The 14,566-nt window shown below is 60.6% G+C and carries 9 protein-coding genes and 1 pseudogene; 4 read left to right on the forward strand and 6 right to left on the reverse strand.

Annotated elements, in window-relative coordinates; genetic code table 11:
• Nucleotides 1-20: 20 nt before the first annotated feature.
• The 6 genes from C566_RS0108730 to C566_RS0108755 are packed head-to-tail and all read right to left on the reverse strand — an operon-like array spanning nt 21 to nt 8,406.
• Entirely contained in the window at nt 21-554 is a 534-nt protein-coding gene (locus C566_RS0108730) for a hypothetical protein (protein WP_018773950.1), read from the reverse strand.
• The gene (locus tag C566_RS0108735) at nt 551-3,628 is read right to left on the reverse strand and encodes a type I restriction endonuclease subunit R (protein WP_018773951.1); all 3,078 of its coding nucleotides are present in this window, start codon (nt 3,626-3,628) and stop codon (nt 551-553) included. Before C566_RS0108735 ends, C566_RS0108730 begins: the two co-directional genes overlap by 4 nt.
• Nucleotides 3,612-4,514 carry a GIY-YIG nuclease family protein gene (locus C566_RS0108740; protein WP_018773952.1) on the reverse strand — a complete coding sequence of 301 codons (903 nt, stop codon included), beginning with the start codon at nt 4,512-4,514 and terminating at the stop codon, nt 3,612-3,614. The genes C566_RS0108735 and C566_RS0108740 overlap by 17 nt, the downstream gene beginning before the upstream one ends.
• A 13-nt stretch (nt 4,515-4,527) precedes the next feature.
• On the reverse strand, nt 4,528-5,124 hold the full coding sequence (locus C566_RS0108745) for a hypothetical protein (protein WP_018773953.1): 597 nt from the start codon (nt 5,122-5,124) through the stop codon (nt 4,528-4,530).
• Between the two features lie 10 nt (nt 5,125-5,134).
• On the reverse strand, nt 5,135-6,439 hold the full coding sequence (locus C566_RS22945) for a restriction endonuclease subunit S (RefSeq protein ID WP_018773954.1): 1,305 nt from the start codon (nt 6,437-6,439) through the stop codon (nt 5,135-5,137).
• Nucleotides 6,436-8,406: a type I restriction-modification system subunit M gene (locus tag C566_RS0108755; protein ID WP_018773955.1), complete on the reverse strand. Its 1,971-nt coding sequence runs from the start codon at nt 8,404-8,406 to the stop codon at nt 6,436-6,438. Before C566_RS0108755 ends, C566_RS22945 begins: the two co-directional genes overlap by 4 nt.
• Nucleotides 8,407-9,055: 649 nt before the next feature.
• On the opposite strand from C566_RS0108755, the gene C566_RS0108760 reads away from it, so the two are divergent.
• From C566_RS0108760 to C566_RS0108780, 4 genes and pseudogenes are all read left to right on the forward strand, one after another.
• Nucleotides 9,056-10,342 (forward strand): hypothetical protein, encoded by a 1,287-nt coding sequence (locus tag C566_RS0108760; protein WP_018773956.1) that lies wholly within the window; start codon nt 9,056-9,058, stop codon nt 10,340-10,342.
• A gap of 386 nt (nt 10,343-10,728) precedes the next feature.
• Nucleotides 10,729-12,006, forward strand: a complete 1,278-nt coding sequence (locus C566_RS21170) for a helicase-related protein (RefSeq protein ID WP_231386294.1) — start codon at nt 10,729-10,731, stop codon at nt 12,004-12,006.
• A gap of 33 nt (nt 12,007-12,039) precedes the next feature.
• Nucleotides 12,040-12,372: pseudogene (locus C566_RS23160) on the forward strand (DUF3427 domain-containing protein); the annotation flags it as partial.
• A 549-nt stretch (nt 12,373-12,921) separates the two neighbouring features.
• Nucleotides 12,922-14,505 (forward strand): type I restriction-modification system subunit M, encoded by a 1,584-nt coding sequence (locus C566_RS0108780; protein WP_018773960.1) that lies wholly within the window; start codon nt 12,922-12,924, stop codon nt 14,503-14,505.
• Nucleotides 14,506-14,566: the final 61 nt, after the last annotated feature.

Raw genomic sequence — 14,566 nt, forward strand, 5'->3', positions numbered from 1 at the left:
TCAGTGCTGCGTCGATAAACCTATGACTCTGCAGCTTCGTATTCTTGAACGTCAGCCACCGACCGCCTCGTGGCTTGTTTTCGACCCTCATTTCCAATACCAGTCCACCATTTCCGGAACCAGTTCATCGACAACGGATCCTCGTTTCCGTTGTCGATAAAGTCCCGCAGCGCAGGCAGCTCGCCCGGTTCCATGGAATTTAGGGCTTCCTTGTAGGCCGGGCGGGCGCATTGACTCTTCATGCCGTCTACCCATATTCCCCACGTCTTTGTGGAGATGAAGCCGTTTCTTCGCAGATCTAGTTCATCCTCGCAGAGCTGAAGGTAGGCCGAGACACGAGACCTGTCGCTGTCCACTAGGTCGTCAATGGAAGAGGCCGTCCAAGGATTACCGTCGAAACGATCCATCAGGTTCCAATAGCGCTGAACGTAGAGGTTTTCGAAGTCTCTGTGTTTTGCAGCCCTGGCACCGATGAGCTGCAGAAAGGCCGCACCCACTGCGATAACAGTTGCAAACTGGCCGATAACGTCGGCCCATTCCCACCCTGTACTCATGACTGCATATCCTCATAAACCAGCTCGCTCAGCATCTTGAGCAAAGCCTGCATCTTCGTCTTGTCGCCCAATGCTTGGATGCTGAGGTTGCGGTGGCTTTCCATCGAGTTGATGACAGCTGTGCTCACGGCGCCATGGAGTTCTGGACTCGAGTTGAAATGGCTACGTGTGTTGTTCTTTGCCTGCTTCTGGAGCGTCTCGTTCTTCACCAGCTCGCGCCGCACGCCCTCGACGAAGTGCGCCACCGCGTCCAGTTCCTCGCCCTCGAACGGCAGGTTGGCCTGCTGGATAATCTCCTCCCACGTCGCCAGGACAGGGTCCTTCGCCTGCCCGGTCCCGACTTCGGTGGGAGGTTGCAGCAACGCGTCCTCGCCGGAGAGCTGCAGCTGGGCCTGGCCCTTGTCCTTGAGCGCGTACTTCGCCAGCACCACTCCGGAGAGGTCCAGCGCCACCTTCGCGTCGTTCACACGGAGGACCGGCAGGAGGTGCTTGTAGTAGATCGAGCGCTTCTCCAGGTCCGTGTCGGCAAAGTCGACGATCTGAGAGAGGAAGTCGTAGGCACGGACAAAGGAACCAAGGTCCTTGCGGAACAAGTCCAGCTCGTCCTGGGCGGCCTTGTCTCCCTCCGCCACTGCGGCGTTGTAGCGGGTGTTGAAGCGGGACTTGGCCGGGGCAACCCAGCCGGACAGTGCGTTGTTGCCTGCCTCCAGGACGTAGGACTTGACCAACCCATCCACCTCGGACTCGAGGTAGATCTGGGCGGCGTCGAGCTTGTTTTGCAGGTCGTGGACCACGTTCGGGTCGGACACGCCCTCCAGCGCGGCCTCACGGAAGTAGGGCTGGAAGGAAGCAAGGATTTCTTCAGGATCGTTGACGAAGTCCAGCACAAACGTCTGGTCCTTGCCCACGGCAGTTCTGTTCAGCCGGGACAGCGTTTGCACGGCGGAGACTCCGGAAAGTCTCTTATCCACGTACATCGCAACGAGCAGCGGCTGGTCAAAGCCGGTCTGGAACTTGTTGGCCACCAGCATGATTTTGTACTCGTCGGTTGAGAAGGCTTCGGGCAGCGTGCGCCCCTTGAGCCCGGGGTTCATGTTGAGTTCGGTGTACGCATCCGGTCCGGACTCGTCGTCGTTCACTTCCCCGGAGAAGGCGACCATGGTGCCCAAGCCGGAGTAGCCGGCGTCGTGGATGTACTTGTCGAGCGCGAGCTTGTACCGGACCGCTTCCTTGCGGGAGCCAGTTACCACCATGGCCTTGGCCTTGCCGTCGAGGCGCCAGGCGACATTCGCGCGGAAGTGCTCGACGATCACCTGGACCTTCTGGCTGATGTTGTACGGGTGCAGCTTCACCCAGTTCATCAGCGACTTCAGCGCCTCGGACTTCTCCACCTGCGTCTCGTGCGAGTCGTAGTCCCGGCCCTCGTGGGTGAGCCGGTAGGCCACCTTGTAGCTGGTGTAGTTCTGCAGCACGTCCAGGATGAAGCGCTCCTCGATGGCCTGCTGCATGGAGTACAGATGAAACGGCTGCGGCAGCCCGTCCGGTCCCTTGCGGCCGAACAGCTCCAGGGTCTTGGCCTTGGGCGTGGCGGTGAAGGCGAAGTAGCTGATGTTCTTGGCATCGGCACGCTCGGCCATCTCGGCCGCCAGATAGCTTTCGACGTCAAACTCACCGCCGTCGTTGACGTCCGCCAGTTCCTCCGCGGAGAGAACCTTCTTCAGCTTGTTCGCGGTGGAACCGGTCTGCGAGGAATGCGCCTCATCCGCGATGATGGCGAAGTTCCGTCCCTTCAGTGCCTGGGACTCGGCGATCGCCTTCAACGCGAACGGGAACGTCTGGATGGTGACGATGATGATCGGCGTCCGTGCCACCAGCGCCGCGGTGAGTTCGGCGGACTTGGAGCCGGCGTTGCCGCGGATGGGGACCACGACCCCGGACTTGTGTTCGATCTGGTAGATCGCATCCTGCAGCTGGGCATCCAGCACGGTCCGGTCCGTCACGACGATGACGGAGTCAAAGATCTTCTGGTTGCCGGCTCCGTGCAGGGAGCTGAGCTGGTGCGCGGTCCAAGCGATCGAGTTGGTCTTGCCGGACCCGGCGGAATGCTGCACCAGGTAGCGGTGGCCCGGGCCCTCGGTACGGGCGGTCTCGATGAGCTGGTTGACCACGTCCCACTGGTGGTAGCGGGGGAACAGCAGGGACTTGCGGACTTCCCGCTCGCCGGTGACGGGGTTGGTCTTGTCGCTGATCTGAAGGTGCAGGAATTTGCCGATGATGTTCAGCCAGGAGTCACGCTGCAAGACCCGTTCCCAGAGGTAGCTGGTGGCCGAACCCTTCGGGTTGACCGGGTTGCCGGCGTGACCGTCGTCGCCGAGGTTGAAGGGCAGGAAATAGGTGTCCTTGCCCTTGAGCTCGGTGGTCATCTGGATCTCGTCGTTGCTGACTGCGAAGTGCACCAGGGCGCGGCGGCCGAAGGACAGCAGCGGCTCGTCCTTGTTCTTGCCGTTTCGGGGGAACCGGTCCTTGCGGTACTGCTCGACGGCGTCATTGATGTTCTGCGTGAAGTCCGTCTTCAGCTCTATGGTGGCCACCGGCAGGCCGTTGACGAACAGGACCAGGTCGATGCTCTTCATGGTGTCCACCGTGGAGTAGTGGACCTGGCGGATCACCCGGAGGCGGACCTTGCCGTAGCGCTCCAGCGTCGCCGGGTTCAGGCCCATGGCCGGCCTGAACTGGCACATCTCAAACTTCGCGGCGACGTCCTTGAACCCGGTGCGCAGAACGGAGAGCATGCCCGACTCTTTGGCTGCAGGCGTATCCAAGACCTTGCAGAGTCGATCTAGTAGCAGCCGCTTCGCAACCTCGTGCTCAGCCGGGGAGTCCGTTGGCTTCAGGACCTTAGCCAGCTGCTCCGTCTGCGTATCGGCCAGCCACGCGAAGACATCCTCGGGGACAAGGGCCCGCGTGGCGTCGTAGAGCTCACCGGCTTTGCGGTCAGGTTCATAGATCCAGCCCTGTGCCGCGAGGGCCCGGCAGATCTCGTCTTCGAATGTCACTTCATTGTGCTGCGCCATATTGTTCCCCCTGAATTGCGACTGATGCGAGGCGCTCCCGTTCGAGGGCGTCGAAGGTCCGACCATCGCTTGTCTTCCAAGCTGTTCTGCCGTTGATACTGCCGCCTACAACAGCAGCGGCCGCGCCACTCGGGCTGTTGAATTGGTGGTCCTGCTGGAAGACCACGTTATTACCGTCGATCTTGATAATCCCCTGGGAAAGGAGGGACTGCCGGCGCTTGATGAGGCCAGGATCGGCGCTAGGCGACTCTGCGGCGTTGCCACGGGAGCCTTGCTTCACCACGAGGCCGGACGCGTTCGCGTAAGCCGTCGCATTGCAGCCGCGTTCGCGGAGGATGAGTTCCTTTTGCTGCTTGCCGACCATTGCGCGCGGGACCGATTGAAGCTCCTGATGGACAGGATATCCGAGCGTCGCGAGGAGCATGGAGACGGTCTCCATGTACTCTTGGCATTCCCATTCAAGGGGGACCGGTGTGTGGGGATTGACGGCTGTGTTGCCGTTTTCCAGCTGGTAGCGGGCGGCGCTGCTTGCCCTCTGGATCGACAGCCATTCCAGGTATGCAACGTGCGTGCTGGTCCAGCTGTTGGTCAGCGAAACGGCGACTAGCGCCCGCTCCCAAAAGTCCTTGCCCGTCGCATGTTGTGTGAGCCGTGTCCCCACATTTTGCGTTTGGCCGATGTAGCAGCGTGGGACATCCTCATCTGCGGGTCCGAACAAGAAGTACAGGCCGACCTGCGAGGCCTCCTGCATTTTCGTGAATTCAGAGAGCAGTGGGCGGGGAACCTCAAAGACCCGCACAGTCCGGGTCGTAATCTCCGCCTGACGTATGCCGGAGGGATCTCCCTGCGGGAGGAAAATCTGGATGGTTTGGGGGCGTGAATTCATCTCAAACTCCGACTCAGCTTGGGGACGTGGCACGGTCGGAACGAACGGCGGTGACGTATTCGTTGACACTCATTCCGGATTCGATGGAATCGAAACCCTGCCGCGTCAGCGCTCTGAGCGACGGCTCCGCGCCCTCCGTTACAAATCCCTCGACCATGAGCCAGCTCAAGGCTTCATGGACCTCGGGTGCGGAGTACTTGAGTCCGAGATGCCCAACCGATGCCGCCAAGAACCTATCGATTTCGATGCCGCGTGATTTGGCGGCTGACTCCACGTAGAGCCAGTCCAGCAGATCGTTGCAGGCGGCCTGGAACCTTTTTGGCTCGCGGCGCTGATCGATCTGGAATTCCTGGGCTGCCTCGATGCCGCGCTGCGTAATGAAGAAGTCAGGACCGCCGACAGTGAATCCCGAGAGGCGGACTCGACGCTGCCGCGCCAGGGCCAATAAGTCCTGTCTTTGAACTCGGACGGTGACTCCGAACCTGTCCCAAGCCTGATTCGTGAATCGCTCAGGATCGACGACAGATTCCGGTTCTCCGTCGACCAGGTCGTAGGCCAACAGCAACAGGCACTTTTGCCGGACGGCGGGATTCATCATGGCATCAAGCATCAGGGGGCTCCTATAGGTCTACTTTGATTTTGCCGGTTACGGCAGCGGAGATGAGGGCTGAGCGACGCTCCTTCAGCGTTGCAACAACCGCATGAGCTTTGTCCGTGAGGACGTTGATCTGGAGAGTCTTCATCCTGAGATGATCCACAATGCGGCGTTGCTCATCCATCGGCGGTATGGCGACGGGGAGATCCCCTAGAACTCCCATGCCAATATTCTGTTGGGTTCCGAAACTCCAGTGCAGTGCGACTGAGTCGAGGAACGCCCTAGATCGCAGAAACGCAAGCAAAAATTCAGGCAGTACGGTGTCGTCGCAGCGTATCGCTGCAAGCGGGGACCATATGTTAAATTGCTGGTCGGTTTCGACGAGCGCCGTCACTCCGGTTGTAGCACCGGATTTAATCATGTATATGTCGCCGCGACGGGGGGAGTACTTTCGCGAATATCTCTTGTTGTCGGCGTCTGAGATGAACCCGCGAATCTTGGAAAAGTTCACGACACCGCTAGAGACGGCTTCGGCTGAAACAAATGGGACGCCTTCATCCAAAAATTCCGGTGTCTCATGGGGACCGTCCGAGATCGGTATTCGAAGAACGTGTTTGAGGGCAGCAACGCGCCAGTGAGCCGGAACGTCGTCGAGCCAAGGGAAACCGGTGGGCTTGAGGCGCGCCGTCGGGTCGAGGCCCCTAGTGACGGCGTTGGTGATGATGGACTGACGCTTCTCGGCGAACAGATCGACAAGTCGCTCCTGCTTCGCGATCAGGTCATCGATCTGGGCAGTCTCGCGGTCAAGATAAGCCGCTATTGATTCCTGAAGCTGTTCCGGGGGAACGACCAGCGGAAGCCACTTCATGTCGGAAAACTTCATGGATTGGCGAAGACCGCCGCCCATTGCGTAGAACACCTTCTGCAAGTCATAGGCCCTTAGAAGATAGCTCAGGAAATTGGGTAAAATGCGCGTCGGCGTCACGGCTAGATAGGCCGAGGTGATGATGCCGCGTTCCGGCGAGATGGCGGAGCGAAGGCTTCGCTTATCGTTCTGGAGATCCGTTAGTCGCAGGACGATGTCGTTTCGGCTGATCACTTGGTACGTATCGAAGGAAGCCGGCAGGAGCCCATCATTAGCCGCGATGTCTTTGCGGACGATTCGCCCATAGCTGAGTGATAAAAGGTTGAGTTCGACGCCGGCTTTGTTCGACGCAGTGTTCTCCCGGGCTACCGCGAACAGTGGGCACGTTTCCCAATCCACCGGAATGGACCCGACCCACTCGATGCCTGAATCCTTGTATATGTCGTATTGCTTGATTCCCGTCACTGTTCAACCTCGGAAAGAAGCAAAGTGATCTCCGAAATGAGCTCGTTGAGGTCCGCGTCGATCTCATCCAGGGGCCTCGGGGCAACGTACTTGTAGAAGTGCCGCGTGAACGGAATCTCGAATCCGACCTTTGTCTTGGACCCGTCGATCCAGGCATCAGGGACGTGGGGGATTACTTCCCGAGAGAAATACTCCTGAATGTCCTCATTGAGCGGCACGTTTTCGTTATCACGCAGGTCGGCGTCTGCTTCGGGCGAACCCTTCGGTCCCTTGCAAACGTCGGCGGTCTCGTCGCGTTCGGAGAGCCCTGCGAGGACGGCTTTCAGAACCGGGGCGCCGAGCTTGAGTCCGGCGCTGGAGAGAGCAGGTTTGAGGGCCTTGAGGAAGGCTTCACGGTTTTTCCAGAGCTTCGTTTCGTCTTCGCCGAGCCGGTTGAGCGTCTTCTCAAGAAGCTGCCGGTCGTCGTCGGACAGCTTTTCGACCGGCTTCTGCACCAGGACAGCATCGATGCGCTCCGGAGTGAACGCGAAGTTGAGCTTCAGCGGGCGCTCGACCGTGATGGTGGAGTAGCCGAAGTCCTGGTTGTTGAAGACCTTGGAGGTCTCGCCGTCGTCCTCGAACGCTCCGTAGAGCTGGACGATGCTCTGAATATCCTTGGCGCCGAGTTCCTTGCGCTTGGAACCGAGGCTCTTGCGCATCTTCTGGAAGAAGTCCGCGCCGTTGATCAATTGAATCTTCCCGACGCGCTCCGGGTGTTTCTGCTTCTTGCTGTTGGAGAGGATCCAGATGTAGGTGGCTATGCCGGTGTTGTAGAACATGTCCGTGGGGAGTGCGATGATGGCTTCCACGAAGTCGTTCTCGATCAGGTATTTGCGGATCTCGGACTCGCCCGAGCCGGCGCCGCCGGTGAACAGCGGCGAGCCGTTAAGGACGATGCCGATGCGGGAGCCGCCGTCGTGCGCCGGGCGCATCTTGCGGACCAGGTGCAGCAGGAACAGCAGGGAGCCGTCGCTTACGCGGGGCAGGCCCGGGCCGAAGCGGCCGTCGAAGCCGTGGAGTTCGTGCTCCTTCTGGATCTGCGGCTGGATCTTCTTCCACTCCACACCGAAGGGCGGGTTGGAGAGCATGAAGTCGAACTGTTGGCCGATGTTCTGGTCGTTGGCGAGGGTGTCGCCGACGGAGATCTTGGAGATGTCTTGGCCCTTGATCAGCAGGTCCGACTTGCAGATGGCGTAAGACTCGTCGTTGATTTCCTGGCCGTACGCGACCAGGGAGGCGCTCGGGTTCAGGGCGTGAAGGTGTTCTTGGGCGACGGTGAGCATGCCGCCCGTGCCGGAAGTGGGGTCGTAGATGCTGCGGACGATGCCCTCTTTGGTGAGGACGTCGTCGTCGTAGTTCAGCAGGAGCTGGACCATGAGCTGGATGACCTCGCGCGGGGTGAAGTGCTCACCGGCGGTCTCGTTGGAGGCTTCGGCGAAGCGGCGGATGAGCTCCTCGAACATGAGTCCCATCTCGATGTTGCTGATGGTCTCCGGGTGGAGGTCGATCGCCGCGAAGTCCTTGGCGACGTGGTAGAGCAGGTCCGAGCTGTCCAGCTTCTCTAACGTCTTGTAAAATTCGAAGCGCTCGAAGATGTCCCGGGTGTTCTCCGAGAACCCCTGGACGTAGTTGAGGATGTTCGCCTTAATGTTCGTGGGGTCGTCCAGGAGCTTGGCGAAGTTGAACTTGGAGGTATTGAAGAAGCTGTGGCCGGAAGCCTTCTGCAAAAAGGTGTCCAGCGGGATGTTCAGGTCCTTCTTCGCCTCCGCTTCCTGCAGGACTGCATCCTTGGTGGAGTTCAGGACGCAATCGAGGCGGCGGAGGATGGTGAACGGGAGGATCACCGAGCCGTACTGCGCAGGCTTGTAGGTGCCCCGCAGAATATTCGCGATGCTCCACACCAGGTTGGCATTGTTGTTTCCGGCCACTGCTCCCACTTTCCTTGCTGCGGGCAGTGGGGGAGCTGGCTTCTTGACTCGCCGCTGGCATCGTCCCCATTGCCGTGCAGCGTTCATCGATCACGCACGTACTTGCTATGCATTGTATGGGGGAGGTGGGACGTTGGTTGGTCACGCAGATCCGGGGACCCCGGAGCGTCGGCCGGATAGCCCTACTTCTTGCGTGTCTTACTAAAGAAGTCTGCGGCCTGCCGGTAGGCCCTCCTCGCCTCAGGGCTGTTTGCCGCTCGGTAGAATTTAGCGCCATTTTCGGCGAGCTTCCGGGCCTTCGCTTGAATAAGAGGATCACTAGACAGGTCATAGGCTTTGGCAGCAGCCTGCTTCGCCGTCGCCCCACCAACCCTAATCACTGCTGCGACTTTGTCCGCTTTTCCTGCCACCGTTATCTCCACACTTCGTTTGGTTTGTCCCCGAGATTAGCACCGTGTGAGAGTGTGCTCGAGCAACTGAACTAACTGGTGGAATGGCACACTCATGCCTGCAACTCCTCACAGACCCTCTCGCTGCATTTTCTTTGGCCTTGTATGGGGGCGGGGGTGACATTGCTCGGCCGCACCGATCCTGAGGACTCCGAAGTGGCGCCCGCCCTGCCAGGACCAGCGTGTGTGAAGATGTTGGGATGACCGACAGTGACCGTGAACTCTCCCTATACGTCGACGGCAGAAATGCCTTGGTGGCAGGCGACCCGACAGCAATTGCCGAGCTGTTCCGAAAGCTTGACGTCAAAGAAGAGGCCAGAGCGAGCCTGGGGTCAGGGTTGGCCGATCTGCTTGCCGGCCTGGCTGGGGCGGCTGCGACTGCTATGGCGGCAAATGCCGAAGGAAACTCCTTCCACATGACTCCGGAGTCATACGCTCGGTACCTGGAACTCATCGGGTCCACCAAGGAAAAAGTGGGGATCGTTGCCGGTGTGCTACGCCAGTCAGATGGTCGAATCGACACCATCATCGAACTGGTGGGCTCCTCACCTGTCAACCCTGCCGCGGCCGCGAACGTACAGATCATGGCCGCAACTTTGGCGATCCGCGTGGCCCTCAAAGAGCTCGATACCCTTGTTCAGGCTGTGGATGCGAAACTGGACACGATCGTCCGAGACAACCGTGACGAGGCACTCGGCAACGTGCAGGGGACAACCCACGTCCTGGATAAAGCATTTGGGTACTTCGAGGAGACGGGCCGGCTCAACGACGCCCTTTGGGACCAAGTGTCGGGACAGGCTGCGGCCCTCGCCCAGGCGCACGCCGTCGCCCTCAACCACCTCAACTCCATTGCAGACGGTCTCGCCGTCAAGAACCTGGGCAAGCGGGTGAGCAGCGCCGAGGCGGCGGCCAAAGGCGAATTGAAGCACTGGCTGGTCATTGCGGCTGTGGCTCTCACAAACATGGTTCGAATGGACTCCTTGGAGGCTGTCCGTAGCGCGAATGACGGTTCGGATTCTACGGCTCACGGCCGACACATCGCGAAGTCGCGGGAGCGGCGAATGGCAAGCACCACCACAGCACTTCAAAATCTGTCCGACGCCGTATCGACGGCAGTAGACGTCGATACGTTTACGCGCGTTACGAATCCCATGGAGATGGCCAGGCTCTACACCGCCGCCGAAGAACTGCAGCGGCTCCTGCGAATCTTTAGTTCGAACTTCGGCATGCCGGAGGCCTCGACCATCAAGCGCACCCAGTGGCACGAATCGGTAATGCGCCTGGGCCAGAAGGCTACCGGGGCGGTGACGGGTGCCGCCGCTGCTGTTGCCGATGGAGTGGCTTCAGTTCCAAAAGCGATCGGCGGAGCTGTCGAAGACACCATCCTGCATGTAGCTCAAGGGATCGAGGAGCGTAGGGCGATACCCGCAGAGACTACAGATACGGAAATTGAATCTGAGACCGGAAATGCGGCAATCACTCGGTAGCCACGTCGTTCGTCTTGCGGTGTCCTGGCCGCGGTACCGGCGGGGCGCCGCCGGGCATGCGGACGCAGACAAATGGGCCGCGCGGCCGGAAGCCAGCAGGTTCTCGGTGATCTGGGGGCCGGACTGACTGGCGCCAACTACCAGCGCGGCACCGTCGGGTAGCTGTTGCGGGTTCAGTAGTCGGGGTCGTGGAGCAGGTACCTTCGGGGCGGGGTCCCGACGTGGCCAAACGCGGCGTCGATCGTTTCTGAGGGCTCCATGAGTCTCTCCTAAGGCCAACGCAGCGCTGGCAATATGTTGGCACGATATGCCTGCGTCGTCGCCACGTACAGGTCCGCACTGTCAGCAGCGCGCGCTGCCACCGTCCCTTGCAACGCCTTGCCCTCTTGAGGCTCAGACGGCATTTACGAGCTCAGCGGATATGCGGCAACTACGACACCGCGCAGCTGAACACCCTCTACACAGGCAACGACGCCCGCGCCGCCAAGGTGATCCGCGAACTCCGCGACCAGGTCACCAACACCGACCAGATGCGGGCCATCGGCTTCTGCGTCGCGGTCCAGCACGCCCACTACATGGCCGGGGTGTTCAACCACGCCGGCATCGCCTCCGTGGCCATCGACGGGAACACCGACGACGCCGACCGCGCCGCGGCGCTGGATCGGCTCCGGACACGGGAGATCAACTGCATCTTCACCGTCGACCTCTTCAACGAAGGCTTGGACCTGCCGCAGGTCGACACCGTCTTGCTGCTCCGGCCCACGCAGAGCGCCACGATCTTCCTCCACCAGCTGGGACGCGGGCTGCGCCGTGCCGAGGGCAAGGCCGTGCTGACCGTCATGGACTTCATCGGCCAGCAACGCCGCGAGTTCCGCTTCGACCTGCGCTACCGGGCACTGACGGGTTACGGGCGGAAGGAACTGGAGAAAGCCGTTGAGGACGAGTTTCCGTACCTGCCGTCGGGCTCGCAAATTGTGTTGGACCGGGTGGCTCAGAAGGTGGTGCTGGACAACATCAAGGCTCAGCTGCGGTTCAACCGGGCGCAGCTGGTCCGGGATGTCACCTCATACGCGGAGACCGAGCTGGAGGCCTATCTCGAGCAGTCCGGGAACGACGTGAAGTCGATCTACCGGTCGACCAAGGATTCCTGGACCGGCTACCTGCGCCAAGCCGGCCTGATCGACGGGTTCTCGCCGCTGGAGGCCATCCTCAGCGGCAGGCTTCCGGACCTGTTTGACGCCGACGAGAAGAAGCTCCTCGGCCGCATGGCAGCGCTGATCCACGTGGACGATCCGGAACGCGCCGAGGCCTACTCAATGCTCGTCGACGCCGTCGCGCCCCGCTACGCGGACCTCGGCATGCGTGAACAGACGTCCGCCCGCATGCTGTTCTACACGCTCTGGGACGACGGCGGCGGTTTCCCCACCTACGACGCCGGCCTCGACTATCTGCGCGGCTACCAGTTTGTCTGCAGCGAGATCCGCCAGCTCGTGAAGCTCGGCGCGGCCGCTTCCAAACGTGCCGCCAAGGGTCTCGGCGCGGGCCTGCAACACATCCCCTTGCTCTCGCGCGCCACCTACCGGCGCGAGGAAATCCTGGCGGCCCTGCAATACGGTTCTTTGGAACTCGGCAAGAATCTGCAGCACCGCGAGGGCGTGGCCTGATGCCCGGCGACGTCCACAGACGCCTTCTTCGTCACGCTGAACAAGGACGACAAGAAGCACTCGGCAACCACGATGTACAAGGACTACGCCATCAGCCCGGAGCTGTTCCACAGGGAATCGCAGAACGCGACGTCGCCCGGAAGCCCGACGGGCAAGCGGTATCTGGCGCGGGCCGCGCACGGGTCGAAAATCCTGATCTTCACTCGGGGTATCTCAGAGGACGTGACCGTGCTGACAGTTCCCTACACGTGCCTCGGACAGGTGGACTATGTGCAGCATGCAGGGGAGAAGCCGATTTCGATTACATGGAGGATGCACCGGCCGATGCCGGCTGACGTGTTCGCGGCGGCTGCTGTGGCTCAGTGATGCATCATTTCGGCCTCACGCGTTATATTCGCGAGGTCGGAGATCGGGCCTCCCAGTACAGGCTAGACCCCGGAATCCCCGCGATTCCGAAGTCTAGCCTGGACTGTGAGAGGACTTACGTACGCGAGGCATCTTCTTAGATTCGCGCGAAAAGCACCAGCTCTCTGAGGCGTGGCCGTTATCTGGCTGCTCGTGGGACGCGGGGGACTGCCTCTGGAGGCAGTCACCCGCGTCCTCGGCGTGCCTAGCTTGGACGGGTTTGCGGCGAGACATCCTGAGGTGCCACCCGTGGCGCAGCATGATCAAGGGCCGCCATGGCCGGTTCAGTGTCGCGAAAAGCTCTCGTTTTCCCCGACGATATCCGCTGTCCGCCTCGCATAGGTCACTTCACACCAAATGGATGTGACATCCTGTAGATCGCGGCCGCGACTAGTCTTGCGGATCGCAGTCATAAACACGTGTTTGATCGCACTTTTTCAACGGAGGGGTTTTGGGAAGCGTACATCAGCGATCTGCTAAGTACAGTAGGTCAGGCAGGGGGGATTTCTGATGGCGCGTCTTGCGAAGAACGCTCAGCTGAAAGTCAAGTCGCTCGAACAGCGGCTGTGGGATGTGGCAGACGCCCTCCGAGGAAACCAAGAACCTTCTGAGTACAAGCATGTTGTCCTCGGTCTGGTCTTCCTTAAGTACATCTCCGACCGCTTCGAGGAACGCCGCCGGGCCATCGAGACCAGCCTGAGCGATCCGGACTCAGAGGACTACATCCCCAACGAGGCCCGCCGCGCAGAATTCCTAGACGACCGCGACGAGTACGCGAGCCACAACGTGTTTTGGGTGCCCGAACTGGCACGTTGGGAACACCTGCAAGGCATAGCCAAGCTGCCGGAAATCGGGCAGCAGATCGACCAGGCGATGGACCTGATCGAGAAGGAGAACCCAGCCATTCGGGGCGTGCTTCCGCGCAATTACGGGCGCGATGGCCTCGACAAGAGTCGTCTCGGCCAGCTCGTCGACCTGATCGGCTCGATCGGATTCACCGAGAGCGACGACCACGGCTCTGACGACGTTTTGGGCCGCGTCTATGAATACTTCCTGGGCCAGTTTGCGGGCAAGGAGACTGGTAAGGACGCCGGCGCCTTCTACACGCCCCGTAGTGTGGTAAAGACGCTCGTGGAGATGCTTGAACCGTTCCACGGCCGCGTCTACGACCCTGCCTGCGGCTCCGGAGGCATGTTCGTCCAGTCCGCGGAGTTCGTACAAGCGCACGGAGGCAAACGGACCGACATCTCGGTCTACGGCCAGGAGTACACCGACACAACGTGGAAGCTCGCCAAGATGAACCTCGCGCTGCGGGGCATCGAGGCTGACCTTGGCGATCGATCAGCCGACTCCTTCACTCGTGATCTTCACACTGACCTCCGGGCCGACTTCATTCTCGCGAACCCACCGTTCAACGTGTCGAACTGGTGGAATGCGAAACTTGCTCAGGATCCCCGATGGACGTACGGCACCCCGCCGGAAGGCAATGCTAACTTCGCTTGGGTGCAGCACTTTATACACCACCTCAGTCCCAAGGGCGCGGCCGGGTTTGTGCTAGCTAACGGATCCCTGTCCTCCAAGAGCGGTGGAGAGGGCGAGATCCGGCGCAAGCTAGTTGAGGCCGATCTGGTCGACTGCATCGTCGGGATGCCAGACAAGCTCTTTTTTAACACGGGCATCCCTGTTAGCTTGTGGTTTATCTCGAAGGAGCGCCACGGCAATGGCCACCGCGCGCGGCATGGCGAGGTGCTCTTCATTGACGCCCGCAAGCTGGGTCGCATGGAGACCCGCCGCTTGCGGGTCCTCGACGACGACCACGACATCGCCAAGATTGCCGGGGCTTATCACGCCTGGCGTAATAAAGACGGCGCCTACCAGGACATACCGGGATTCGTGAAAGCCGCGTCCCTGGAAGAGATCGCGCGGCACGACTTCGTGTTAACCCCCGGGCGGTACGTTGGGGCCGCGGATGCCGAAGTCGACGACGAACCGATCGACGAGAAGATCGAAAGACTCACGAGAGAGCTATACGCCGAGTTCAATCGCGGAGATGACCTTCAGAACTTAATCCGTCAGCATTTGGAAGAGCTCTGATGACGACTCCTTCCGGCTGGCGCAATTTGACGCTAGGCGATCTTGAGGCCGAGTCGAATGG

Origin of the sequence: Arthrobacter sp. 131MFCol6.1 (assembly GCF_000374925.1) — a bacterium.
GTDB lineage: Bacteria > Actinomycetota > Actinomycetes > Actinomycetales > Micrococcaceae > Arthrobacter.